At 43.2% G+C, this 26,008-nt stretch carries 23 protein-coding genes; 6 read left to right on the top strand and 17 right to left on the bottom strand.

Annotated elements, in window-relative coordinates; translation table 11 throughout:
• Window positions 1–2: 2 nt before the first annotated feature.
• The 10 genes from HYN43_RS18445 to HYN43_RS18490 form a co-directional block, all read right to left on the bottom strand.
• On the bottom strand, window positions 3–698 hold the full coding sequence (locus HYN43_RS18445; protein ID WP_119410741.1) for a DUF4397 domain-containing protein: 696 nt from the start codon (window positions 696–698) through the stop codon (window positions 3–5).
• A gap of 113 nt (window positions 699–811) precedes the next feature.
• Window positions 812–1,936, bottom strand: a complete 1,125-nt coding sequence (dnaN, locus tag HYN43_RS18450; protein ID WP_119410742.1) for a DNA polymerase III subunit beta — start codon at window positions 1,934–1,936, stop codon at window positions 812–814.
• A gap of 33 nt (window positions 1,937–1,969) precedes the next feature.
• Window positions 1,970–4,366, bottom strand: a complete 2,397-nt coding sequence (gldG, locus tag HYN43_RS18455; protein WP_119410743.1) for a gliding motility-associated ABC transporter substrate-binding protein GldG — start codon at window positions 4,364–4,366, stop codon at window positions 1,970–1,972.
• Between the two features lie 408 nt (window positions 4,367–4,774).
• Entirely contained in the window at window positions 4,775–5,377 is a 603-nt protein-coding gene (locus tag HYN43_RS18460; protein WP_119410744.1) for a hypothetical protein, read from the bottom strand.
• Between the two features lie 110 nt (window positions 5,378–5,487).
• Window positions 5,488–6,087 (bottom strand): hypothetical protein, encoded by a 600-nt coding sequence (locus tag HYN43_RS18465; RefSeq protein WP_119410745.1) that lies wholly within the window; start codon window positions 6,085–6,087, stop codon window positions 5,488–5,490.
• A 65-nt stretch (window positions 6,088–6,152) separates the two neighbouring features.
• Window positions 6,153–6,662, bottom strand: coding sequence for a hypothetical protein (locus HYN43_RS18470; protein WP_119410746.1), 510 nt, complete (start codon window positions 6,660–6,662; stop codon window positions 6,153–6,155).
• Window positions 6,663–6,759: 97 nt separating this feature from the next.
• Entirely contained in the window at window positions 6,760–7,329 is a 570-nt protein-coding gene (locus HYN43_RS18475) for a hypothetical protein (protein ID WP_119410747.1), read from the bottom strand.
• Window positions 7,330–7,502: 173 nt separating this feature from the next.
• Window positions 7,503–8,210 carry an ATP-binding cassette domain-containing protein gene (locus HYN43_RS18480; protein WP_119410748.1) on the bottom strand — a complete coding sequence of 236 codons (708 nt, stop codon included), beginning with the start codon at window positions 8,208–8,210 and terminating at the stop codon, window positions 7,503–7,505.
• Window positions 8,211–8,328: 118 nt separating this feature from the next.
• Window positions 8,329–8,898 (bottom strand): DUF4276 family protein, encoded by a 570-nt coding sequence (locus tag HYN43_RS18485; RefSeq protein WP_119410749.1) that lies wholly within the window; start codon window positions 8,896–8,898, stop codon window positions 8,329–8,331.
• Window positions 8,895–10,100 carry an AAA family ATPase gene (locus HYN43_RS18490; protein WP_119410750.1) on the bottom strand — a complete coding sequence of 402 codons (1,206 nt, stop codon included), beginning with the start codon at window positions 10,098–10,100 and terminating at the stop codon, window positions 8,895–8,897. The genes HYN43_RS18485 and HYN43_RS18490 overlap by 4 nt, the downstream gene beginning before the upstream one ends.
• A gap of 312 nt (window positions 10,101–10,412) precedes the next feature.
• Here HYN43_RS18490 and HYN43_RS18500 point away from each other — a divergent pair, with 312 nt between their 5' ends.
• The 4 genes from HYN43_RS18500 (at window position 10,413) to HYN43_RS18515 (ending at window position 15,101) form a co-directional block, all read left to right on the top strand.
• The gene (locus HYN43_RS18500; protein ID WP_119410752.1) at window positions 10,413–11,894 is read left to right on the top strand and encodes a glycine--tRNA ligase; all 1,482 of its coding nucleotides are present in this window, start codon (window positions 10,413–10,415) and stop codon (window positions 11,892–11,894) included.
• A gap of 45 nt (window positions 11,895–11,939) precedes the next feature.
• Window positions 11,940–13,283: an AAA family ATPase gene (locus HYN43_RS18505; RefSeq protein ID WP_119410753.1), complete on the top strand. Its 1,344-nt coding sequence runs from the start codon at window positions 11,940–11,942 to the stop codon at window positions 13,281–13,283.
• The gene (locus HYN43_RS18510) at window positions 13,270–13,860 is read left to right on the top strand and encodes a hypothetical protein (RefSeq protein ID WP_119410754.1); all 591 of its coding nucleotides are present in this window, start codon (window positions 13,270–13,272) and stop codon (window positions 13,858–13,860) included. Before HYN43_RS18505 ends, HYN43_RS18510 begins: the two co-directional genes overlap by 14 nt.
• Window positions 13,861–13,997: 137 nt before the next feature.
• Entirely contained in the window at window positions 13,998–15,101 is a 1,104-nt protein-coding gene (locus HYN43_RS18515; protein ID WP_119410755.1) for an AI-2E family transporter, read from the top strand.
• Window positions 15,102–15,262: 161 nt separating this feature from the next.
• Here the strand turns inward: HYN43_RS18515 and HYN43_RS18520 are convergent, their stop codons facing one another.
• The 7 genes from HYN43_RS18520 to HYN43_RS30900 all read right to left on the bottom strand — a co-directional run bounded on the left by HYN43_RS18520 (window position 15,263) and on the right by HYN43_RS30900 (window position 24,882).
• Window positions 15,263–16,591, bottom strand: coding sequence for a M16 family metallopeptidase (locus tag HYN43_RS18520; protein WP_119410756.1), 1,329 nt, complete (start codon window positions 16,589–16,591; stop codon window positions 15,263–15,265).
• A gap of 18 nt (window positions 16,592–16,609) precedes the next feature.
• The gene (locus HYN43_RS18525; protein ID WP_119411279.1) at window positions 16,610–17,989 is read right to left on the bottom strand and encodes a M16 family metallopeptidase; all 1,380 of its coding nucleotides are present in this window, start codon (window positions 17,987–17,989) and stop codon (window positions 16,610–16,612) included.
• A 131-nt stretch (window positions 17,990–18,120) separates the two neighbouring features.
• A complete protein-coding gene (locus HYN43_RS18530; protein ID WP_119410757.1) occupies window positions 18,121–18,816 on the bottom strand; it encodes a hypothetical protein in 696 nt (231 codons plus the stop codon).
• 412 nt (window positions 18,817–19,228) lie between these two features.
• Window positions 19,229–21,676 carry a DUF5686 and carboxypeptidase regulatory-like domain-containing protein gene (locus tag HYN43_RS18535; protein ID WP_119410758.1) on the bottom strand — a complete coding sequence of 816 codons (2,448 nt, stop codon included), beginning with the start codon at window positions 21,674–21,676 and terminating at the stop codon, window positions 19,229–19,231.
• 85 nt (window positions 21,677–21,761) lie between these two features.
• Window positions 21,762–21,989 (bottom strand): hypothetical protein, encoded by a 228-nt coding sequence (locus HYN43_RS18540; RefSeq protein WP_119410759.1) that lies wholly within the window; start codon window positions 21,987–21,989, stop codon window positions 21,762–21,764.
• 132 nt (window positions 21,990–22,121) lie between these two features.
• Entirely contained in the window at window positions 22,122–24,134 is a 2,013-nt protein-coding gene (gene ligA / locus HYN43_RS18545; RefSeq protein WP_119410760.1) for an NAD-dependent DNA ligase LigA, read from the bottom strand.
• 613 nt (window positions 24,135–24,747) lie between these two features.
• On the bottom strand, window positions 24,748–24,882 hold the full coding sequence (locus HYN43_RS30900; protein ID WP_281024293.1) for a hypothetical protein: 135 nt from the start codon (window positions 24,880–24,882) through the stop codon (window positions 24,748–24,750).
• Between the two features lie 47 nt (window positions 24,883–24,929).
• Here HYN43_RS30900 and HYN43_RS18550 point away from each other — a divergent pair, with 47 nt between their 5' ends.
• Window positions 24,930–25,538: a TNT domain-containing protein gene (locus HYN43_RS18550; RefSeq protein WP_119410761.1), complete on the top strand. Its 609-nt coding sequence runs from the start codon at window positions 24,930–24,932 to the stop codon at window positions 25,536–25,538.
• A gap of 92 nt (window positions 25,539–25,630) precedes the next feature.
• Window positions 25,631–25,978 (top strand): hypothetical protein, encoded by a 348-nt coding sequence (locus tag HYN43_RS18555; RefSeq protein WP_119410762.1) that lies wholly within the window; start codon window positions 25,631–25,633, stop codon window positions 25,976–25,978.
• Window positions 25,979–26,008: the final 30 nt, after the last annotated feature.

A 26,008-nucleotide genomic window follows, 5' to 3' on the forward strand; every position in this document is an offset into this window, starting at 1 on the left:
TTTTATCTGTTGTTGAAAAGGCCGGTGCCTAATCCTGTAGTTTTATTGCCAAAACCATAATAGGTATAAACCTTGCCGCCAACCAGTTCAACGGTATCTTTTGCCACCGCGTTAAGTTCGCCGTTTGCGTAAAGCGCCATGTTGTGCACACCCGGCTTCACCAGCAAAAATTCGGAAGTTGATTTAAAGGCAACATCGCGCAGTTTTACGGTATCGAAAGTTACGTTATTAACTTTTGCCTCAAAATGTAAAACAAAATTACCGCCATCAGGCGAAGCATTTACAAGCCTGATCTTGGCCATGGGTTTTGAGCCTGTATCCGAAGTAAGCACGTCGGTAGTTTTAAAAGCCATATCGGCGGTAGTGCCTGCTACGTAAAACGAATAAACCGAATCTTTACTCAGCGTCATCGGGATACTGAACAGCTCATTACCGGTACCATTTATTTTGGCCGAATAGTTTTGCGTGCCAGATTTTACGGAAAGATAGCCGAGCGTACCACCCGGATAATAAGTTGATGTTTGGTTAATACGGTTACCATTAAGGTAAACATTAACATCATTAAACGTAGCGTTGATCACGTTTAAGCCCGATACATCCGAAGCTGCATCGGGTTTATCATTATTATTTTTTTTGCAGGCGGCAAGGCAGCATGCAGCCGTAGCAAAGATCAATAAAGCGGTAGCCTTTATATTCATATACAATTATAAGCTATAACTGCTTACTGTAATTTTTGGTATCGGGTGCTGAACAAAAAAAGTCCGGTTTTTAAAGCCGGACTTAGTTTTGGATTTATAATTTAAGTTTACACTTAAGCATAGCTATTAAGCATTACCGGCATAACCAGCATCAGCACATCTTCGTTTTCATCCCCCCCCTGTGGCAGCAATAAGCCGGCACGGTTTGGAGTTGACATTTCCAAAGATACTTCTTCGCAGCTTAAATTCTTCAACATTTCTATTAAAAATCTTGCATTGAAGCCAATTTCCATGTCATCACCCTCATATTGACAGGTTAAACGCTCGTGAGCCTCGTTAGCAAAGTCGATATCTTCTGATGAGATATTCAGCTCGCTGCCATTTATTTTAAGCCTTACCTGGTGGGTGGTTTTGTTGGCGTAGATAGCCACACGGTTTAACGAGCCCAAAAAGGTAAGCCTTTCGATACTTAATTTATTAGGATTATTTTGAGGGATAACAGCCTCATAATCAGGATAGCGCTCGTCAATTAAACGGCAAACCAGGTTAATGTTGCCAAATTTAAAAAAGGCGCTGGTGTTGTTGTATTCAACAGATACATTCACATCATCGCTTGGTAATGATGATTTTAAAAGCGTTAATGCTTTTTTAGGCAATATGAATGATGCTGTGCTTGCGGCCTTGGCATCTTTACGGCGATAGCGTACCAGTTTATGCGCATCGGTAGATACGAAGGTAAGCGATGAAGTGCTTAGCTGGCAGTAAACACCCGTCATGGCAGGGCGCAGCTCATCGTTACTTACCGCGAAAATAGTTTTGTTTATCGCCTCGGCTAAAACTGAAGCCGGAAGATTTACTGATGACGCGTTTTCAACAACCGGAATTTTTGGGAAATCTTCACCGTTTTCGCCGCTTAGTTTGTATTTACCATCGCCGGCATTAATTTCAATGGCGTAGGTTTGATCATCAACCGCGAAGGCAACAGGTTGCTCGGGTAATGATTTAAGGGTTTCCAGTAATATACGCGATGGGATAGCGATCCTGCCGTTCTCTTTAGCCTCAACAGGCAGGGAAGTGGTCATGCTGGTTTGCAGATCGGTAGCAGAAATGGTTAAGTTTCCATCCTTTATCTCGAACAAAAAGTTTTCCAATATAGGCAATACTGTGCTGCTGCTTAGCGCGCCGCTCACTGCCTGCAGTTGTTTGAGTAATGTTGATGTAGAAACAATAAATCTCATATGGTTGTATTTAAGCAATCAAAAATATAAAATTTAGCGGGCATACTTTTGCCTGCGTAAATAATGTTGAAAAATAGCACATATTAACACCAATGCCAACGGCGTGGCGGTATTAATTAATTGCCAGTACATTTTTTCGTTACGCACACGTGCCCTGTCAAGCAGCCTGATCTTAATCTCCTTGGTACGCAGGGCAATCAAACCCGAATCATCAGTCATGTAATCGGCAATGTTGAGCAGCAGGTTTTTGTTACCGTAGGTTTGGTGCGTGTAATGGTCATAACCCAACGGGTATGGCGAGCCATCGCCGCCCACCTGATTTTTTAAAATATCACCATCGCTTATCACAATCATTTTGGTGGGCACACTTTGCTGTTGTATGGCAACCTGCTCTTTCAAACCCTCGGGCAGGGGGCGGTTTTGCCAATCGCTTACAAATTGCCCCTCCAACAATACACCGGTAATTTTTGGCTGGCTTTGAAACTCCCTGGGGTTTGGCTCCTGCTCCAACGCCTGTAATGATAACAGCTGCGGCACACTTACCTTTTTATTATAGGGCGATGAGTTAAGCAGTACGGTTTTGTTTACATTTTTGGTATCGAGGATATCGATAGTGCTGGCAAACTCGCTGCTGATGCCATCCAGGTTTTTTACTATGGGATGCTTGCTTAAGGGGATAAACACCGGGTAATACAGCCATGGCAGCATCTGGATCTGGGCCTGCCCGCCAACGTTGCCTGTGCTGATGGGGATCTGCGCGCAATTCATATCAGCAATCAGATCATAATTAATGCGGATGCCGTAGCGGAAAAGCTGATCGTCCAGGTTAAGCTGCTTGGCAAAAGCCAGTTGTTCGCCGCCATGCCCGCGGAGGCTATCCAGTTCGGCGCTTACCTGGTCGATTGCCCACAATACACGGCCGCCGTGCATAATATATTGATCGAGCTTAAACTTTTCTATCTCGCTGAATTTTTGATCGGGCTTGGCTACAACCAGTAATTTAAGCTTTTGCAAATCGGGAATGGATATAGCATTCAGGTCAACCCGGCCCACCTGGAATCCTTCGGCCAGCGATTTCATGGCGTCATTCAGTTGCAGATCGCTTAACTCGTGATGGCCCTCGGTAAAGCCTATTTGTGGCCTGCCGCCGTTAACAGATTTTTTGATGGCTGATGAAAACGCATATTCAAGGTTCTGAATGGAATTATTGAGCACTTCATCGGGCGAGAGGCCTATCCTGCTTAATAATAATTTTACAGGGATATCTCTACCATCTGCCGATACCAGCGCTGATGGAAAAATCAATTTCTGGCTTACCCCGTTATCGGTTTTTACGCTGAGATTGGTGGGTTCAACACCTTCGGCAGCCATGTTCTGGATCACCTCGTTTTGCTGATCATTGGTTAAACCTTTAAGCGGATCACGAAACTCGAACTGTATTTTACCGTGGCTGTAGGCCTGCAAATCGCTCAACATATCTTTGGTGGCACTTTGCAGCCGTTTAAAACCGCCGGGCAGGTTATCGCCCTGTAAGTAAACAACCAATTTTACGCGTTTAGGCAGCTTATCCATTATTTCCCTGCTGATGGGCGATATAGTGAAACGCTTCTCGGCAGTAAAATCAAACCTTGTAAATGTTAATGAGGATAAGATCCCCAGAAAAAATAAAACTACTAAAAAGCCGATGATTACCTTACTGCCTAACCCTTTTTGGCGCTGTTTAGCTAATACAAATAAGGTGAGCCAGATAAATATACCCGCGGCGATGACAAAGTAAACCAAATCGCGGGTATCCAGCACGCCACGGCTTACCGATTCGTAATGTTGGGTAATGCCCAGGTTTTGCAAGCCGAGATCTTGTAACGACAATAACTGGCTGATGGAATCAAATCCACTATAAAAAAAGAAACACAGGAAAACAGAAACGGTGAAAGCGATGATCTGGTTTTTGGTGATGGATGAGGTGAACAGGCCTATCGCCACAAAAACACCTCCCAATAAAAACAAACCGATGTATGAGCCAATAACCGCACCTGTATCGATGTTGCCCTGCGGCATGCCCAGCGTGCTTACCGAATAATAGTAAATTAATGTTGGCAGCAAGGCAAACAGCACTATAAGCAGGCAGGCCAGGTATTTGCCAACAACAATCTCCCAATCTTTTAAAGGACGGGTAAACAGCAGCTCGAATGTCCCTTCTTTACGCTCCTCGGCCAGCGACCGCATGGTGATAGCCGGGATCAGGAACATGAACAGGTACGGCGCAGTGCTGAAAAGGCTTTCCAGCCCGGCATAACCGTACTCCAATATGCTCGACTCGGGGAATACCCACAAAAACAAACCCAGCACCAGTAAAAACACGCCAATGGTTACGTAAGCCACCAGCGAACTGAGGTATGATATTATTTCTTTTTTAAGGATGCTCAGCACGTTATAATATATTGTGTTAAGCGCCGAAATTACGACAATATTGCGCTAAAGCAAAGCAGGTTTCGATTTCGGATTTGGGATTTTCGATTTCGGATTTCGTGTTTATCTATTTTAACGTATTGCCGCCGCCTGTTCAAACGACCTTCGCTTAAACAAACTGTCCGTCCGTTTAAGGGATATGACAGATGCGGACAGATTTTTAAATTCCCCTATTGAGAGCATAGCCGTCAAGTTAAGGAACAGGCTTTTAAATTCCCCTCTTGAGAGGGGGCGCGATGGGAAAGAGCGAGAGCAGGGGTGTGTTATACGAGCGATAAACCTCGCGCAGAGTACCCCCCCCTCCACCTCCCGAACTTTTCGGGACAGGCTCTCAAGAGGGGAATCGCACAATTCCCGCTTTTTCTATTTTCAAAACCTATACTTATAAGCCACATTCAACCCCAACTGGTTTATCGGGCTGTCGTAATCAATGCTTTTATAGCCACGTAAAAAGCGTACGCCAAAATCAATGCCCTGATGCTTCCCTATTGGCACAACGGCACCCGCTCCTCCCGAATATATAAACGAGGTATACGAGTTATTATTAAGACTGAAAGCGCTACCCGCTTCGGCACTTAAATAAAAATATTTCCCCGGGTAGTACCTTAAACCTGCAGTTACGGGCAGATACACGTAAGGCCCCGGCTGATCTTCGTGCGGAATATAGCCCGGAGGAAAATCAATAGCGCTGTAATCATATACGTAATGCAGGTTAGATTTAAAATAAACCAAACCCGTATTAACAGTAACATGCAGCGACGGGGCAAGGGGATGCTCCAGTTTTAAATTAAAGCCGAAACCGGTTTGGTAAACCACATCGGGTTTGTTATAGTTAACACTACCGATATTTAACGGAATGTTGAGTTCGGTGCCAACGCTTATTGAAGTTTGATTGCCACGCTGCGCAAAACACACAGATGATGAAAAGGCAAATAAAATGCCTAAGATGATAAGGCGAATAGGTTTAAACATAATGATAAGTTATAATTAAATTATACAACCATTACGCACGGCTATAAGCTATCGCTACAAATAACCTGAATTATATTGAGCACGATAATAGTGAATTACGTGCTATCCCTTTAAAACCTATATTTATAAGCCACGTTTATGCCGATACTCTGTATAACAAAATTATAATCAACATTTTTATAACCACGCTCGTATCGTAAATTAAAATCAAAACCGTGGTGAGGCCCTATCGGCACAACGGCCCCGCCTCCACCCGAGTAAATGAATGAAGTATTGGTACGATTGCTTATTTTGAAGGCACTGCCGGCTTCGCCGCTTAGGTAAAAATATTTCGATACATAGTATTTAAGGCCGGCGGTTAACGGCAGGTATGCATAAAGCGTATGATAATCATCAGTGTAATAAAAACCTGTCGAATTATCCGGGTTAACACTCCCGAACAGATCATTAGGATTGGTTTGAAAAATAACAACACCCAAACCGGCGGTAAAATGAAGCGATGAACTTATTGGTTTTTCCAGTTTGGCATTAATGCCGTACCCTCCCCAGTAATGTACGTCCGGTCCCGATTGCGGGTAATCATTTATATTTACAGGTATGTTGAGTTCGGTACCTATTATTATTGAGGTTTGGTTACCTTTTTGGGCACGGGCCACAATGCCGCAGGCCATAAACAAAGTTGTAAGTAAAATGCACGAAATTTTATTCATGTTGATATAAGGTTGTAAAGGTTTTAATAATACGTTACTAAAATAAATTTATTGCTATAAAAAAACTACCTGCCAAAACGATAAGCAAACCTGATGGCCGTTTGCTGCAAGGTATGGGTCGACCAGCTTTCGTACCTCAAACCCAACTCAAAACTCCGGTTATCTGTTCCTGAGGGAATCATTATAGCCGGGCCGACAGAAAAAGCGAAGAGCCTGCGCTTATCATAATTAAGTTCGATAGCGCTGCCTGCCTCGGCCTCCAGAAACACGCCCGAACCAACGTTATACCTTACCCCACCTTTAAGCGGCACAAACAAATTACCGCCGGAGTTACCATTATTAAACGGCGTGTTTTTACGAAAAAAGCTGCTGAACCCCGCGGTAAGCGTAAGGCTTACAGGGTTTATAATGGGCTGCTCCAGTTTTACAGATGCTCCTACTCCTATATTATATAAACTGCGCGATGGGATACCCAGCTCGGCACCGGCGCTAAATGCGGTAGTGTGGTGGGGCAGATCCTGAGCGTAGGTTTTAAAAGCAGTGAAAAGAATAATAATAAGTAGCAGTTTTTTCATAGCGGGCCAAAATACAATATAAGTTAAATAATGATGAGTGCTTTTTTTATAAAAAGATCCGGAACGTGCACATCCCGGATCTTTTCAAATTCACATGCTATTTAAACTTGTATGCTACCCTTATTGCAGCCTGGCTGGTTTTGAACTGCTTTTTCCAGTCTTCATACCTTAAACCAACTTCAATACCATTACTCAGCGTGTAACCAAAGCCAGCCGAATAGATATAAGACGACGTATACCTGTTGAAATTATCACCGCCTCTGCTTAGTAATATGGCTGCACCTACCTGTCCTTCAACAAAAAAATGATTGTTCAGATAGTGCTTAACCCCTACCTTTATTGGCAAAAAACTCACGCCTTTTTGCGCGGTGCCGTAAACACTTAATTCTGCTTTGCGATTATCATTATTAAAAGCCATGTAAGAGTACCCTACCGATGCTGTAAAGAGCGTATTGATAGCAAAAGGTAATTCGTACTTAAATGATGCTCCTGTTATGGTATTCGATTTACCGGGAACGGTAAGCCCCCAATCCACTCCAAAGCTATAATGCGGCCCATCGGCAGGTGATGATGTTGGCGCTGTTGTTGACGCGTTATTTGATGTTTGGGCAAAGCCGCCCCACACTGTGCCGCATACTACGGCCAGTGGCAATAAGATCTTTTTCATATTTGTTGTTGCGTAAAATTATTGCGGTTGAGCAGGGCGCCTGCTGCTTTCTCCGCAGTGCAGGTATTACGAACGCAACACCCGAATATTATGCAAACCGGATTATACCGGGCAATAAATAATGGTATTTAACAAATATTAACAGGAATACGGCATTATAAACACAACAATACCTAATTATTGGTAAGGCTGATAAAAACCTCTTCCAGCGATTTGCCGCCGTTGTTTTTGCGGAGTTGCTGCAAACTATCGTTGGCTACAATATTGCCTTTGTTAATGATGATCACCTGGCTGCATACGGCCTCAACCTCCTGCATAATATGGGTTGATAGCACTATGGTTTTGGCTTTACCCAGATCAAGAATTAACTGGCGGATGCCTATCAATTGGTTTGGATCGAGGCCGGAGGTTGGTTCATCCAGTATCAGCACTTCGGGATCGTGAAGCATGGCTTGTGCCAGGCCTACCCTTTGACGGTAGCCTTTTGATAGCTGCCCTATTTTTTTATGCTGCTCGGGGCCGAGGCCTGTTTGTTCAATAATATCGGCTATGCGTTTGGCAGGCTCATGTATTTTATGGATACCCGCAGCAAAACCCAACGATTCTTTTACGTACATATCCGTGTACAGCGGGTTGCTTTCGGGCAGGTAACCTATGCGGCGCTTAACTTCTAACGGTTGCTTAACCACATCAAAGCCGCAAACCGAAGCCGTACCCGATGTTTGCGGAATAAAGCCGGTAAGTATTTTCATGGTGGTTGATTTGCCCGCGCCATTAGGCCCTAAAAAACCCAATACGCCTGGCGAGGCAGTAAAACTGATGCCATCAACGGCTTTCTGTGTGCCGTAAACCTTTGTTAATGCCTCAACGCTGATACTCATGGCTGTAAAAATATGTTTTAGAATTGAGATGTGAGGTGTGGGATGTGAGATTTTGGGTGTGTACGTCCGTCCGTAACGGGGAGTTGGTGGTTTGGCGGAAGGTTATGGACGGTTTGCTTTAGTGTAGCTTTTCATTAAACTCGGTGATGAACTTTTTGAAGCAGCTGCAGTTTTTTTCTACTTTGTCGATGTTTAGCTGTTTGAAAATTTCGGGACAGTGGGCTTCTTCAAATTGCTTTCTCATTTTGGCTGTCGCCCCCATTAAAATCTTTTTAGGATCGCGTACAAACATCGGATTGCCTGTTTTATAATTGATGCTATAGATTTTATTAAACGTATCAATATCCCCAAGAATCAGCGCTTCAAGCTCCCAGATATTGAGCATAAGGAGGCCTTTGCTCTCAACATGATCATCTAACTCTCTGAACCATTTAAATCTTTCGGTAAGTTTTACTTTGTGCGATTCCAATTCGTCTAAGTCTCTTATGTAAACTATAAAAGCACATCCGGAATCGTCAAACTTCTTCTTCAGCACCCTTTTGAATTTACCTAACGAATCTAAATTGGCTCCGGTAGAATTTTTAGCCAGCTCTTTAAACTGAACCTTGCCTTTATAACGTTGATCCAACAAGTTTTTTATGGAAGAAGTATCGTTTGGATCCTCCCCAACAAGCCCTACCTTTATCATTCCTCTAAATCCGAATACATCCAATAATCGCTTACATAACCAACTTCTTTAGCATATTCCTGTGCCTTAGTTTGCTCGTCGATGGTGAGGTGGCGTAACTGAGTACCCTTTTTTTGATCATAATTAACGAGGAGGATATTATTTAGCTCATCAAGGTTAAGATGATCCAAAGCTTTCGGCGCATGCGTAGATATGATTATTTGCTTATGTTGTGATTGCTCTTTTAAAAAATTCATCAATAGGTGAAATTGATGAGGGTGGACACCGAGTTCGGGCTCTTCTAAAAGTACTAAGCCGCTTGTATATGTTATTTCAGTTATTATATGAAATAAGCGTTTTGTACCATCCGATAATTGAGACCAGGGTAGCCAATTATTATTTACATTAAATTCAAGTTTAATATTATCTATAACTACCACCTTGTTACCATCATATAGATTAATATTGTCGCTAAATCTAATATTCTCAATTGGCGTAAAAAGCTTCAAATTATATACGATAAAATCTTGGACTTTTAGACACGCGAGAATATCATCTTTAGAGATATCCTTAAAATCTGTATAATTCTGATTAGAAATAAAGTCTTCAATTACAGCTAAAATCTCTGTGATAAAATGTGCTGTTTTAGGGTACTCTCCTATCCCTAATGATGCACCCTTATAATTAATCTTTAAGCTACTCGGCTTGGTTATGCAATCCAGATTATCAGGAATTTTATATTTTATATATAACGGATACGCTGGGATATAACCTAAACTAATAAACAACCCTCTTAAACTTCCTTTATAGGTAATCGGACGACCTTTAAAATCAAACTGTTTTTTATAATTTTCGCTATCAGAATCTTCTAAAACTACATTACCGTTTATTGAAAACTTTTCAATAAACATCACCCGATCGTCAATATTTTCAGGATCGAGGATTTTACTCTTGAGTCTTTTTTCTAATTTGATTTCAAAAGTTTGCTCGTCGTCTGAGACAAATTCAAGCTCTGCATAAGTAAAATGATCATCCGAACCTTGCCTTGTACGAGATGCTATATTTATCATCTCCAACAAATTCGACTTCCCGGCCCCATTCTTCCCAATCAGTATATTCAATCCCTTCTGGAAATCAATAGTAACATCCTCAATAGATTTATATCCTTTAAGATGTACTTTATTTAAATAAACTCTCGGGCGTTCGTCGGTGTTGGTTGGCATAGTTAATTACCGGTGTGTTTTTACAAATGTATTTGTTTTTGCAAACATATTTGAATTCACGTAGACCAAAGCTGTTCGATTCCGCGAAATCGGTATAATCAAAGATATCGGTGTAATCCCTTAAAAAAAAATCGGTGTAATCAAAAAAGCAATCGGTGTAATCCCAAAAAACAAAAATCAATCAGCATAATCCCAAAAAACTAAATCCGAAATCGAAATTCCCAAATCAACCTAATTCCCAATTCCCAAATCAACCTAAATCCGAAATCGAAAATCCGAATTCCCAAATCAAAACATATCTTTGCAGCTATTATGAGCAAATCAACCGACGAACTTTTTAAAAATGTTATTTCACACGCCAAAGAATATGGCTTTGTGTTTCCTTCCAGCGAGATATATGATGGTTTAAGTGCAGTTTATGATTACGGCCAAAATGGTGCCGAGCTTAAAAACAACATCAAAACCTACTGGTGGAAAGCCATGGTGCAAATGAACGAGAACATTGTAGGGATTGATTCGGCCATATTTATGCACCCGAAGATTTGGAAAGCGAGCGGTCACGTTGATGGCTTCAGCGATCCGATGATTGATAATAAAGATTCGAAAAAACGTTACCGCGCCGATCAGTTGCTTGAAGATAAAATTGAGCGCTACAGCAAAGACGGTAAAACCGATAAAGCAGAAAAACTGCAAGCCGATATGGATGCGGCCCTTAACGCCGAAGATTTGCCACGCCTGCGCGAGCTGATCATTGAGCACGAAATTGCCTGCCCCGTAAGCGGCACCCGCAACTGGACCGAAGTTCGCCAGTTTAACCTGATGTTTAGCACCCAGATGGGCGCCGTGGCTGATGATGCCGATACCATTTACCTGCGCCCCGAAACCGCGCAGGGGATCTTTGTAAACTACCTGAACGTGCAAAAATCGGGCAGGATGAAAATCCCCTTCGGTATAGCCCAAATTGGTAAGGCATTCCGTAATGAGGTGATTGCCCGCCAGTTCATTATCCGCATGCGCGAGTTTGAACAAATGGAGATGCAATTCTTCGTTCGCCCCGGCACACAAAAAGAGTGGTTTGATAAATGGAAAGAAGCCCGTTTAAAATGGCACCTTGCCCTGGGTACCGACGAGGCCAAATACCGCTACCACGAGCATACCAAACTGGCCCACTACGCTGATGCGGCTTATGATATTGAGTTTGAGTTTCCGTTCGGCTTTAAAGAGGTTGAAGGGATCCACAGCCGTACTAACTTCGATCTGAGCCAGCACGAAAAGTTTTCGGGCAAAAAAATGCAGTACTTTGATCCGGAGGTTGACCCTGAAACAGGCAAACCTTACGGTAACTACGTACCTTATGTAATTGAAACGTCGATTGGTTTGGATAGGATGTTCCTCCTTACCATGATCAATGCATACGAAGAGGAAGACCTGAGCACCGACGAAAAACAGGATAGCCGTACCGTACTGCGCCTGCACCCTTGCCTGGCCCCGGTTAAAGCCGCTATTTTCCCGCTTACCAAAAAAGATGGTTTGCCCGAAAAAGCCCGCGAGATTATGGATAAACTGAAAATTGATTTCAATATCCAGTACGAAGAAAAAGACGCCATCGGTAAACGCTACCGCCGCCAGGATGCTATCGGTACGCCGTTCTGCATTACGGTAGATCACCAGACATTGGAAGACAACACCGTAACCATCCGCCACCGCGACAGCATGGCTCAGGAGCGCGTAGCTGCTGATCAGCTGGATAAAATCATCGGCGATTTGGTTAGCTGGAGGAATGTGTTGAGTTAATATTGATAAATTGGCGGTGTAATGAATATAGTGTAACTTGAGGATATGAAACTATTAGGCATTTACCTATACGATTACCAGCAATTTAAAAATTTCGAACTTGATTTTACCTACCCTGCCGGGCATGAAAAAGCCGGGCAGGCTTTGGATAAAGTTTGTTTTATTGGGAGGAATGGGACGGGGAAGACTACGTTGTTGAATTTAATTCAAGATAATCTCTATGCCGTTGGTGGCCTAAGCCTGATAGACATTATATTTAAAATAAGTTTCAACGGAGAAACGGTATATGTTGTTAAAAAAGGAGGGAACTTAAATATCTTTATTTCAGATATTGATAATGTTCCAAATTGGAAAAACAATATTTTTAGAAGTCCTACAGTAGCAACTTCAGACCAATCTCCCTTTGTTCATAAAAAAGCAGGCGAGTTCTTATCCAAAACTGTATTAAAGGAAAATTCATCCGATTTGCTGATTAAGGTATCCTCAGAAGGAGATCAAAATATTTATTCACAAATATTAGATGTGCCGCCTACCTCATTAAACGAAGCATTGGAACTATTTAACAACTTTCCTTACAGTCATTTAGTATCTACCGATTCAATAAAGAACTTTTGGAATGTACTAATCTATCAGGTTAAAAAGCGGGAAAACGATTTTCGTGAATTTCAAAATCTTGAGGTAAATCTGGATAAAACCGTAAGGGAAGTGCAGGATGAATTTGAAAAGCATAACCCTAAAATACTTGACGAGATTGCTGTTTTATGGGATAAGATATTAAATAAGGCAAACTTAGAATTTGATAGCAAAAACGCCAGCAATCCCGTACAGCTAAATGATAACCTGAAGGCTTACATTAAACTAAAAGGAGGCAATCAAAGGATAAGCTATAGTGAGTTGAGCAGCGGTATCAGAAACTTCATTTTTAGATTGGGGCATATATATTCACTCTATTTTAACCGGGATATTCAAAACGGGTTTTTACTAATAGATGAACCGGAAAACAATTTATACCCCGATTTTTTATATGGCTTGATCGACACTTACTTAGGTTTTATCAAAAATACCCAGTTTTTTGTAGCAACCCATAGCCCCATCATCGCCGCGCAATTTGAACCATATGAGCGATTTATATTAGAGTTTAATGATGATGGTACTGTATACTCCCGCAAAGGAGAAACACCTATTGGCGACGACCCTAACGATTTGCTGGTTAAAGACTTTAGCGTTCGCAGCCTGTTGGGTAAAGAAGGTATTAAGAAATGGGAACGCTATATAGAACTAAAAACGCTCATTCCGCGTACCTCTGATGAAGCCGAAAAAAGCAAACTGTTAGATGAGTTTATCCAGATAGGTAACGAATACAATTTTTCGGGCAATGAGGTATTTTAAAAAACAAAACACTTCAGCTATTATTTCCGGGAACCTGAGTTACGATAACGTTGCCGAAAGAACCAGCATCCGCCAAATCCTGATAAAAGAACAAAGCGGGTTTTGCGCTTACTCCGAGCGCTACATCAAACATACCGACAGTGTAGACATTGAGCATTTCGATCCTCGTCATAAAAACACCCCTAACGACGGCTATTACAACTGGTATGCCACACTGCATTGGCTAAACAGTCACAAGCCAAAACTTATCGACCCGTTTTTACCAATATTGATTCCCCATGATATTGATATTAAAGACAGGATAAGGTACGAAGATGGTATTTTTATTCCTGTAAACACCGACGATATTGAAGCACAGAATCTTATAGGTTTTTTAGGGGTGAATAAGGTTGAAGTGTATAATGATCGTGTTAAGCATATCAACAGGATAAGAACGCTAAAAGCACTTTGTGGCGACGATAATTTATTTCTGCGCAAGATGATAGAAGATCAGGATAATTTGAGTTTTGCAACTGCCATTGAGCATGTTTTTGGGTTAGACGTAGACGCTTTAATAACTATGTGTCTCAGCCTATAAAAAGACCTGTCCTATCCTCGTCCCCAACCACTCCGGTTCCCCAAACCGGACGGACACCCGCTAATCCTTTATCACACAAAATCCTCCCAAATAAAACAATTCGCTATCTTGTTCCTTGCGTATAAAATCCTGCTCACATGCCTCCTGTTAAAGAATACCCTTTTTACCTTAAAAGTACCGTTGTACTTTTCGGGCTGATTTTATTGGTTTATGTTTTTGCCCAACTGGCAGATGTCATGATCCCCCTGGCTTTTGCCGCCTTTATTGCCATATTGCTTAACCCGGTAAGCAACTGGCTTGAGCGGCATAAAGTACCCAAAATTGTGGCTATTGGCTTAGCCATGCTGATGGGGGCAATATTTCTTGCCGGACTGTTTTACTTTCTTTCTACCCAAATCATCCAGTTTGGCGATTCGCTGCCGACGCTTAAGGTAAAGTTTGCCCAAATTTTTGCCAGTTTTAAAGAGTGGGTGGCTGCCACCTTCAACTACTCCATCCAAAAGCAGGACCAGATGATAAAGGATGCCATGGATAACAGCCAGGCATTGGTAGGCCGCACACTGGGCAACGTGTTAAGCACCTTTGGGTTGCTGTTTGTGTTGCCGGTTTATGTGTTTTTGATACTGTTTTACAAAACACTCATCCTTAATTTCTTTTTCGAGGTATTCTCCGAAGAAAACTCTAAAAAGGTGGCTGAAGTTTTGAAAGAAACCAAATCGGCTATCCAAAGCTATATCCAGGGCCTATTGATCGAGATGCTGATCGTAGCTATCATGAACTCTGTAGCTTTGATATTATTAGGTGTTAAATACGGTATCCTTATCGGTGTGATCGGCGCTATCCTTAACCTGCTGCCTTATATCGGCGGCATTATAGCCATAGCCTTGCCGGTTTTAATGGCTACGGTAACCAAAGATGGCTATAGTACGCAGTTGGGCGTTATCATCGCTTATATTGTTATCCAGTTTATTGATAACAACATACTGGTGCCGCGCATCGTATCATCAAAAGTGCAGATCAACGCGCTGGTATCTATTGTGGTGGTGTTGCTGGGTAATATGCTCTGGGGCTTATCGGGCATGTTCCTTTCCATTCCGTTCATAGCTGTACTTAAAATTATTTTCGACAGGATAGAAGACCTCAAGCCCTGGGGGAAACTGCTTGGCGATACGGTACCAACCCGCCGCAAAGGGCCCGGTTGGAGCAGAACCCGAAAAAAGGCGGTGCTGCCTGATGAATAGTCATTTGCGGCGCGTCATTAAGTCATTTCGCTGCGCTGTCATTTCTTGAATGGTCATAAAAAAAGGAGCAGAAATTTACTTCCTGCTCCTTTGGTTTTGCTGATCTGTCAACCAATCAATAATGACTTAATGACCCAATGACGCGCAGCAAATGAATTATATTAGTGGTTCACCGGACTGTCGCCGCCTTTCAATGTACCGTTAATGTATAACACCTGGTTTACTTTTTTAGGATCGCCCTGGTAAACCCATACAATGTTGTTGATGTATTTACGGAAAGCGTTGCTCACATCATCAACAGTTAATTTTTTCACATCATCAACCAGGGTTAATGAGCGTTTCCAGTTATCGTGTAACACCTCATTTGCTGCAATAGATGAAGCCTGGGCGCTGTTGGTTTCATTTTTGTAATAGAAGCCGGTTAGATAGGTAATCTTCATATCGGCCACATCTTCGGGTTTAAAGCCTTCGCGCTTAATTTTGTCAACCAGTTTATCAAATACGGCAATGTACTTATCGGGCTGGGTGGTTGAAACCGAGAAACGGGCGGTTGAGGTTTGCCCTGCGCTAAACCAGGCCTGCGGAGCATAGGATAAGCCGTTGTTGGTACGTACCTCTAAAAAGTGCATGTTGCTAAAAATGCGCATAGCTACGTTAAAGGCGTTAAAATCGGGCGTGCCGGCAGCCGGACCGCTGGCAATACCTTCAACATAATTGGTAGCCAGGTCGCGTTTTTCAACGTTGATGCTGTTTTTATCGGCACTGAAGGTTGATTTTTTAAACGCAAACGATGAACCTTGTTTAACACCCGCCAACATGGCTTTCACCTTAGCTTCGATGGTTGCCTGATCCAGATCGGCAACAACAACAATCAATAAACGCGATTTGGTGAGTATTGATTGATAATAAGCTTTAGTTTCGGCCGGTGTTAAGGCGGTAATGATTGGCACCGTACCGCTCGGATCTTTAGCATAATTGGTGCCGGCAAAGGCTATTTTATCGGCATACTTATCAATGGCGTTATCGGGCTGCGAATCTTCCTGTTTCAGGTTGTTGATGGCATCCTGTTTAATACGGTAAAACTCTTTGGCGTCAAAGCGTGGCTGGGTAATAGCCTCAACATATAAAGGCCAAACAATGTCAAAATCGCCTTTAATACAGTTCATGCGCACTACCGAGTAGTTTTTGTTGCTGCTGCCATAAACGGTAGCGCTTACTTTATCCAGCTCATCCTTAAAGCTGTTTTTATCGTGTTTAACCGTACCGCACTCGGTAAGGGCGCTCATCGCCAGCGATTCGATGCCTGCCTTGGTAGCCGGATAATTTTGCACGCCGCCTTTTATAATGGTTTGTACCTCAACAATATCATTACCACTGGGCTGTACAATTACCTTTACACCATCAACCGTGGTTTCGTAGGCTTTATTTTGCGCGCTAGCGGTATTTGTTATAGCCGCTGCTACCAGCAGGGCAATTATATATTTCTTCATGGTTATCTTTCGTTTAAATTACTTAGCAACAAAAAATGAAGCCGCGTTTACTGTTTTATTTAACTCGGGCGCTATAATCAAACCTGCAACATAAGGTTTGCCAATTACGTAGGTATCAAGGTACTTTTTGATATCGGCACGGGTAACCTTCTGGTAATTGCTATCCAAATCGGTATAGTAATTAAGCGATGTGCTGCACCACTGGTAGCTAACCTGGCTTGGCAATGATGATGGTTTTTCTTTGGCGTGGATATCGTTGCGGTGCAGTATGGCTTTGGCGGTGGCCATTTGTTCGTCGGTAAAGTAATCGTCCTTACTCCACATGCTTACCTGGTTCATTACTTCGGCATAACATTCTTTCAGCTTGTTGGGGTTAGGCACAACAAATACATCTACCGGGCCAACATAACGGCTGGTATTATAACTTACATAAACACCGCTGGCCAGGCCTTTATCAACCAAAGCCTGCTGTAATTTTGACGAGTTTAAACCCACAATGGTCGAGAACACATCGGCAGCAACCGTAGCAGCCGAATCTGTTGGATACGACGGCCCTTGCCAGGTAAAATCCATATAAGGGGTTTGGGCAATGGTGGCCTCTTTAACAAAGTATTCGGTTTTGGTTAAAGGCTTAAATGCCGGGATAGGGAATTTGGTTTGAGGATCGAAGCCGCTGTTAGCCCAGTCGCCAAAAATGCTTTCGGCAAGTGCGAAGGCGTTATCGTGCTTCACGTCGCCGCAAATGGTTAGCAAGCTGTTATTAGGAAAATAGTATTTATCCTTAATAATCATCATTTTTTCGGGCGTGGCGGTGTTAATTACATCGTGTATACCGATAGGGTTTTTACGGGTGATGAGATCGCCCCAAAGTTTTTGCTGCATATTGTACCACAACTGGAAATACGGATCGCTCTCGCCACGCTGAAACTCGCCGTCAACCACCGGGCGCTCCTTTTTCATATCCTCCTCCCGGTAAATAGGGAAACGGATGGCGGCATTCATAAAGTTAAGGCCTGCCTTAAGGCTGTCTCTATCAAAAGTAAAAAAGTAGTTTACACGCTCGTTACCAGTGGTGCCATTCCAGATGGCTCCAAGCTCCTGCGTGCGTTTCAGAAATTTTTCCTGATCGGGATATACCTTATTGGCTTTAAAAAACATGTGCTCAAAAAGGTGCGAGAGGCCGCTATACTCAGGGCCCTCAGTATAGGCCCCGTTTTTAACAGCAATTTCAATGGTGGTTAAAGGCACTTTGGCATTTTCAATAACCAGCACCTGCAACCCGTTGGGAAGCGTTTTAAGGAAGTAGCCCTCGGGCAACCTCACCTGCGCGGAGGCCACAAAAGCACTAAAAACCGCGACTACGCTCAGCGCAAAAATTTTGATAAAATTTCGGTTCATATTTATAAATGTTTTAAACATTATAAATATATCGGTATAATATCAAACAAATGAATGATTTAACCCTGAAATCTTAATTTTAAACGAAAAATTAAGCCAATGGTGATTTTTGCATATCGCAAACCCTGCATTTAAATACCGGCTTTGGTGCTGTTGTAAGGCAGCCCCAGATCATCTATCGAGTATTGGGTAAGCACGCTATCCTTTATGGTGATATAATCGCCACGTTGGGTTACATGCAGCTTTTCAACACCATCCCGGTTATCAACCAGAGGTATGGTACGCGATACCACGGTGCCGAGGGTATCCAGCTCAATAATATAAGTTTCTTTTTTACCGTCGGCAATATCGGTAAAGGGCACAATAAGCGTATGGTTATTATCATCAATAAACTTGCCGATGATGTTTTTCCCCTTCAAATCATCTGGATTAAGGCTTAGCAGGCGTTTGGCTTTTTCGGCAGATAGACCGAGGATGCTGAGGCGTACGGTATTACCGTCGGCGTCTTTGGTGGTATCCTGCATGGTAACCTGGTCAGTTTTGGGGTAACGGGCAATGGCGTAAAAGTTGTTGGCCCCCGTGCTTTTATCATTATGGCCCGGTAGCATAAAACACAGTTGCAGGTTGGGCAGTTTGGCACTGTCGGCTTTTATTTTGGAGGTGATGCTGAGCAACTCGGCCCATTTAAGCCTGCCGGTTATGTTCACAGTAAGTTTGGTAGCGGTATCTGTTTTGGTTATGCGCGATATGGTGTATTGAGGTACTTTTTTAGCGCAGCCAAGTGCCAGCAGGATTATTATGAGGCAGGGAATGAAATTTTTAATCATGCTGCAAAGGTAAACCGTTGATTTGGATGATTACGTTGATTTCGCTGATTTTTTGTTTTTTGGGATTACACCGATTGTTTTTTGATTACACTGATTTGATTTTCCCGGGTTTAGACATTATCTATTTATTGCGCAATTCGGGAATAAACCTTTTACCTTTATCCTTTCATCTTAAAAGATAAAGCAGGGAATGAAATTTTTAATCATGCTGCAAAGGTAAACCGTTGATTTGGATGATTAGTTGATTTCGCTGATTTTTTTGTTTTTTGGGATTACACCGATTGTTCTTTGATTACACCGATTTGATTTTCCCGGGTTCGAATATTATCCATTTTCTTCGCAATTCGTAAAACAAGCACCTTGCCTTGCATCTTCCACAAAACCTTTCGCCTTTTACCTTTATCCTTTCACTTCAAAGAGAAATCCCCAACCTAAACGCCGATTTTGCCTGCGTACCGCCATTGTATGAGATCCCGTACATAGCCCTGATATTGAGGTATTGTAAGCCGAAACCCAACTCGGTATAGTTTTTCAATTTTGGCGTGTACAGATAGTTTACGTCCACAATCTCCTGCAATTTAAACTTGCGGATCAATGGGATCTTGTTGGTGATAAAACCCGAAAAATTATGCTCAAAATGCCCTTCCAGGTATTTATCAGGCGTGCTGAAATTATAATAATCCAGCAGCAGGAAACGGTTTACCCTTGGTTTGTAGGATAGCACTTCGTTACCCGCAAAATGGAAGTAATCGGGAAAAAATACGCTTTTGGCATTCAGAAATTTTCCGGCGCCTATAAAAAATGAACTGTTGCCATAAAAACCCATACTGATATCAGTTTTGGAGATATCTGCGCTGATTTTATCGTAGTTCACATCCGATCCTAAAACATTGTTAATGCCTTTGGTATAGTTTACGCTGATAGTTGGATACTTTGATGGCAAATACCTCCGGCCCGACGGATAGGTTTCATATTTATTGCTGAAATCATAGCTGGCCCGCAGGTTTACCGTAAGCGATTTATTTTCGGAAAACAACGGCACGTCCTGATCGGGCTGTAACGGGTTATTGGAGGTAAACTGATGATCGTGCGGATCAAAAATACTGAAGGCTGTGGTATTTGGCAGCCATTTGCGGTTGGCCCATTCAATACTTGCACTGCCGCGTAAACCACCTGTTACCCTGCCCCCCAGCGATGCCGATGCAAATTGCTTTTGATATAGCTTTTTAAAGTTTTGCTGCGCCAAAAGGCTGTGCAGGGTATTTACAAAAGTTGACATTGGGGCAAGGGTATTCAAATCAACCACATCCGATCCTCCGTTCAGCCCCAGCGTAAAACGCTGCAATGGTATAGCCACCCCTGCCGAACCATTAAGCAAATGGTTAGAAAAACCGTAACGCACCTTTCCGCTCAGTACAAAATAGCGGTTGTTAAGCGTATCAACCAGTTTGCTGTAGCTTGCGCCATAATCTATCGCAAAGCCCTCTACCGTGTTGTACAGCATTGAACCAATCAGCGGGTCGTAATGGTAATATTCCTTTTTGTAACGATTGCGGGTGTTGATGCCTGTAAACAGCAGGTTAACGGGTTTAAAGCGGTTATTGGCCTTATCCAGCGAATCGAGATATGGTTTCGATTCGCGCTTTTTAGCCAGCTTATCCTTGGCGGTGTAATCGGTAACCTCCTCGCCTGTTAAGGGGATAGGCCGGGCCTGTTCCCAGTAAGCCGAATCTTTGCTGATGCCCTTGGTTATCCGCAGTTGTTCGTTAAAATTAGCCTTGCTAAGATCGGGGTTCAGGTCGTAATTTTTATATACCGATATAAAATATCCGCCTAATTTAAAACCGAACAGGCCGCCTGTAAACTCAAACTTAATGGATGAGGTCATCCAGTTTTTTTCATTCACCGGGAAAAACTGCTGGTTAACTTTAAGGGTATCAACAAAATTGATATTGGCTTTTTTGGTGATGTAAAGCTGCAGGCCATAAATGCGCCAGCTATCATCCAAAATATAAATAACACCCTCAAAGCATGGGTCGTGCGCCCGTTTGGGGGTAACTTCAATTTTATTGATGGTTTCGCCGTTCTCTACCGATGTTCCTACGTACTTATAATTGTAATAAAACAGGGCATTATCTGCCACCGGCGATACCAGCGGGCGGTTGCTTAATCCTTTCCAGTTTTCAAAATTCTCATAAAAATTAACCTGCATATCTGATGCCCGGTTAAAGCTGAAAGCCCTGTTACGCCCCGATACCTTGGCCGATACCTGCTCCTCGTGTACCTTATCCGGACGGACAAAACTATACTTCGATTCTGATTCGGATAAGTAAACTATTCCCCTGCGGTTGGAGTCGAGCCCGGCTTCGTTGGTGGCTTTCTGCACATCAAAGCCCATAAAGCTTTTAGGTGCTGCAAGCAGTTTTTGCAATCCTTTAATGTAGATATCGCAGGTATAGGCGTTTACTTCATTTAAATAAGTTTTGCGCTTTTTGATGGCCTTGCGCATAATGGCATAGGCAGGGTCTTCGCCGCCGGCATGTACGGTAACATCTTTAAGCTGGTAGGTTTCAGTTTGCAGGCTGATGTTGATTACCTCGTCGGCAATGAGATCTACGTTTTTACTTTGCTGGGTGTAGCCAACCGCTTTGTATTGAACGGCATATTTACCGGCACCAACGCGCAACTGGTACATACCTTCGCTATTGGCCGAAGCGCCTTTAGTTGTATTTTTTATGTAGATGGATGCAAAAGGGATTGGCCTGCCGGCTTCGTCGGTTATTTTACCGGTAATGTTAAATTGCTGCGCAAATACGGGGATACTGAATAAAAAAAGCAGGAAACAGAAGGTGTACTTCATTTAGCGGATGTTTACCGCTAAGATGAAGTTTATTAGTTGATTGTTACAGCGTTAAATTGTTAAATAATGTAAAAAGGCATCCCGGTTAGGATGCCTGCTTATTGGATGTTTTGTTGCCAAGCGGCGGATGAACCTTGTTTTTTGTGTTCCAGTCGTTAATATCAACATGCCCCGGTTTGGTTTGATAGTGCGCTTTGCTTTTGGGGCATCGCACTATAAACTTGCCTTTCGCCTGCTCAACCACGGGGCGTGCGCCGCAGTCTTTGCAGGGCTCGCAAAAGATATTTGCCTGTATCGGTATAAATTTTTCCATAGATATAATTATTCGGATTAAGCGCTTAATTAATTATGGGGAAAATCAAGTTGACGATCTAAAGTAAGCAAATTTTGAGATCAAAAAATTGTTCGGCAAGCTTAATGAATAAAATAAACAAAGCAGGAATGCTTATTTTATCATCTCCAATAATTCATCATCGCTAATAATGGGGATGTTAAGCTTTGTGGCCTTCTCAAGCTTCGAGGGGCCCATATTATCGCCCGCTACCAGGTAATTCAACTTGGCCGAAATACTGCTCAATATTTTACCGCCGTTCTGCTCAATCATGTCCTTCAGCTCATCGCGCGAAAATTTTTCGAATGTGCCCGAGATGATAAACGTTTTACCAACCAACGTATCACTGGCCAGTACAACTTCCTTTTCTTCGGCAACAAACTGCAGGCCCTGTGCACGCAGCTTTTCAATTTCTTCACGGTGAACATCACCCGCAAAATACTCGGTGATGCTTTGGGCAATGCGTTCGCCTATTTCTTCGGCGGCGGTAAGCTCTTCAATGCCGGCAGCCATCAAATTATCTATCGATTTAAAGTGAAAAGCCAGCTTACGGGCAACCGTTTCACCCACATAACGAATGCCTAAACCAAACAGGACTTTTTCGAAGGGCATTTTCTTTGAAGCTTCAATACCATCCAGCATGTTGCTGATTGATTTTTCGCCAAACCTCTCCATCCGCTTCAAGTCGGCGGCGCGGTTATGCAGCTCGTAAATATCGCTGATGTGGCTTATAAAACCTTTACTGTAAAGTGTCTCGATGGTTTCATCACCCAAACCATCAATATTCATGGCTTTACGACCAATGTAGTGCTGCATTTTACCAACTATTTGCGGCGGGCAGCCTTCATCGTTGGGGCAATAAAAAGCAGCTTCACCTTCCTTGCGCTCTAACGGGGTATCACAAGCCGGGCAGGTGGTGCGGTAAACAACCGGCAACGCATCGGCCTTGCGTTTATCAGGATTTACGCTGATGATCTTCGGGATAATCTCGCCGCCCTTTTCAACAAAAACGGTATCGCCCTCGTGTAAATCAAGCCTGATAATTTCGTTGGCATTATGCAATGTTGCACGTTTTACGGTGGTGCCGGCCAGCAGCACCGGCTTTAAATTTGCAACCGGGGTAACGGCTCCGGTACGGCCTACCTGGTAACTCACCTCCAGCAGTTCGGTCTCTACACGCTCGGCTTTAAATTTGTAGGAGATGGCCCAGCGCGGCGATTTGGCTGTGAAACCTAATTCCTGCTGCTGCGAATAGTTATTTACCTTGATAACTATGCCATCAATATCATAACTCAGGTTAAAGCGCTCCTGATCCCATTTATTAATAAACTCCAGTACGCAGTTAATATCGGGGCAAAGTTCGCTGTGATTATTGGTATGAAAACCCCATTTGCTAACTTCCTGCAGACTCTCCCAATGGGTTTTAAACAAAGGCTTTTCGGTATATAAAAAGTACAGGAAGCAATCAAGCGGGCGTTTGGCCACCTCGGCCGAATCCTGCATTTTTACCGTGCCCGATGCAAAGTTACGAGGGTTGGCATAAGCCAGTTCGCCCGCTTCAATACGCTCGTTGTTAAGGCGCTCAAAGGCCTTGCGGTGCATAAACACCTCGCCGCGGATATCAAAATAAGCCGGGTAGCCTTCGCCGTGCAGGCGTTTGGGTATGGTATGGATGGTTTTAATATTGGTGGTTACCTCGTCGCCCTGCACGCCATCGCCACGGGTAACGGCGCGGATTAGCTTGCCATCTTCGTAGGTAAGGCTCATGCTCAGGCCATCAAACTTAAGTTCGCACACATACTCAAAATTATCGCCGATGGCCTTGCGGATGCGCTGGTCAAAATCAAGCAGTTCCTGCGCGTTGTAAGTATTGCCCAGCGAGAGCATAGGCCAGCGGTGCCTTACGGTAACAAACTCTTTGGTAATATCCCCGCCCACCTTTTGCGTTGGCGAATCAGGGTCGGCATATTCGGGGTATTCCTTCTCCAGTTTGTTAAGCTGCTCCAGTTTCTTATCAAAATCAAAGTCGGATATGGTAGGCATGGCCAGCACGTAGTAGTTGTAATTGTGCTGTTTAAGTTCGGCGGTTAGTGCCTCGATTTGTTTTTTTGCTTCTGCTGATGACATATACGAAGGTAATAATTTAGTTTTTTGGGATTACACCGATTATTAGATGATTGCACCGATTGTTGACCGTTGATGAAATTTGATTACGTTGATTTCGCTGATTTTAATTTAAGCCGCAGCGCCGCTGTGGGTGTTGTCACCTCGCCGCTGTTGGTGTTGTCACCATAGGTGTTCGGAAGATTTTCTCATTCCCTCTCTTGGGAGGGGTGTGATGGATTGTGCAGTGGCAGGGAGGGGTTTTTACACCTTGCCCGACTAATATGCAGGGTGTAGAAACCCCTCCCTACACCCTCCCAAGGGAGGGAATCGCACAATTCCCCCGCTTTTTTATTTCTTCCGAACACCTATGGTGTTGTCACCAACAGCTATACGCCGTACTTACGAACAGCGTTTTGGGGAACGGGTATTATAAGAGCGCGAGGGCACAATACAGTTGTTGGTGACAACACCATAGCTGTTCGGAAGATTTTTTGATTCCCTCCCTTGGGAGGGGTGTGATGGATTGCGCAGTGGCAGGGAGGAGTTTTTACACCTTGCCCGACGAATATGCAGGGTGTAGAAACCCCTCCCTACACCCTCCCAAGGGAGGGAATCGCACAATTCCCCCGCTTTTTTATTTCTTCCGAACACCTATGGTGACAACACCAACAACGGCACGGAACGACGGTGACAGCACGGCGAAACGGACGGACACACCTGCAATATCTATTATAATATGAATAAAATAAATACCATATTTTTCTTTCATATCCGCTTTACTCCTGTTAGCTTTATCACACCAAAAACCACATCGAAATGAAAACACTTAAATTGCTGCTTTTAGCAGTGCTGTTGCCCTTTATGGCTACGGCTCAAACCAAATCTGTAAAAGCCGGTCCGCATGCAGCAAAAAGCCATCACCTTGTTGTACGGGGCGTTACTTATGCCGATTTTAAAGCTTCGGTAACTGATTTTGCCGATACTGCTGCCAAAAAGGAATATGCCGATTCGGCATGGCGCCTTTGGAAAACCGAAAAATGGACTGCCCTCGAACAATTATTTACCGATAAACAGCTAAACGGTGGCTGGCCACCAAACCGCGGTGCGGTTAACCTGCTTATTGTAACCCTTAAAAAAGGTTTCCTGATTGATCGTTACGGCGGTTATACCGATGCAAACGGCGTTTTTCAGGATAAAGGTACCTTTGTATCGCCAAAAGGCGTACCCTTTCCGCAACGTGCCCTGCCCGATAATACTTTAAGCAAACCTTATAAAATATATAAAATACTGAAACCCATACCTAAAGTGCGCGAAGGCAAAATTATTCCGTGGTTTGGTAAACCCGGTTTAGGGATCCAATATGAAGTACCGTACCCTATTAACGATCTTAAACAGCAAGGTTATTTAGAAGAACAAAAACAATAAATCAAGATAAACAATTATTACCATGTCGGTTTGATGGTTAGCTTTATGCAGCCATTAAACCGACATTTGTTTTTTGTTAAAAAGCTTATCAGATGATTAAAAAACACGAAATATTGCACACTTTACTTTACGACGGCACCGAAGAGGGTATGTTAGATAAAACCTTCAGCTTGCCATATAACCAGGTAAAGTATGATGACTTTGCCGATAACAATTTTGAAGAACTGGCTAATGTTGCCGGTGCCGAAGATTTTAAGAGCATTACCGAAACGGCCGGCTTTGAAACCGATGGCGGCTTCCTGAACCTGTACCAGGGCAGCGACAGGCTGAGGCTTTATTATGCCAAAAAGGATAATATGATTTATGTTTTTGCTTTTGGCGAGTTTCAGCCAATGCGGTATAAAATTTACCTGGAGGGAGTTTGGGAACTGGAAGGTTGATGTAATAAAAATCCCTTCCTGCAATTAAGA

Origin of the sequence: Mucilaginibacter celer (genome assembly GCF_003576455.2) — a bacterium.
Taxonomy (GTDB): domain Bacteria; phylum Bacteroidota; class Bacteroidia; order Sphingobacteriales; family Sphingobacteriaceae; genus Mucilaginibacter; species Mucilaginibacter celer.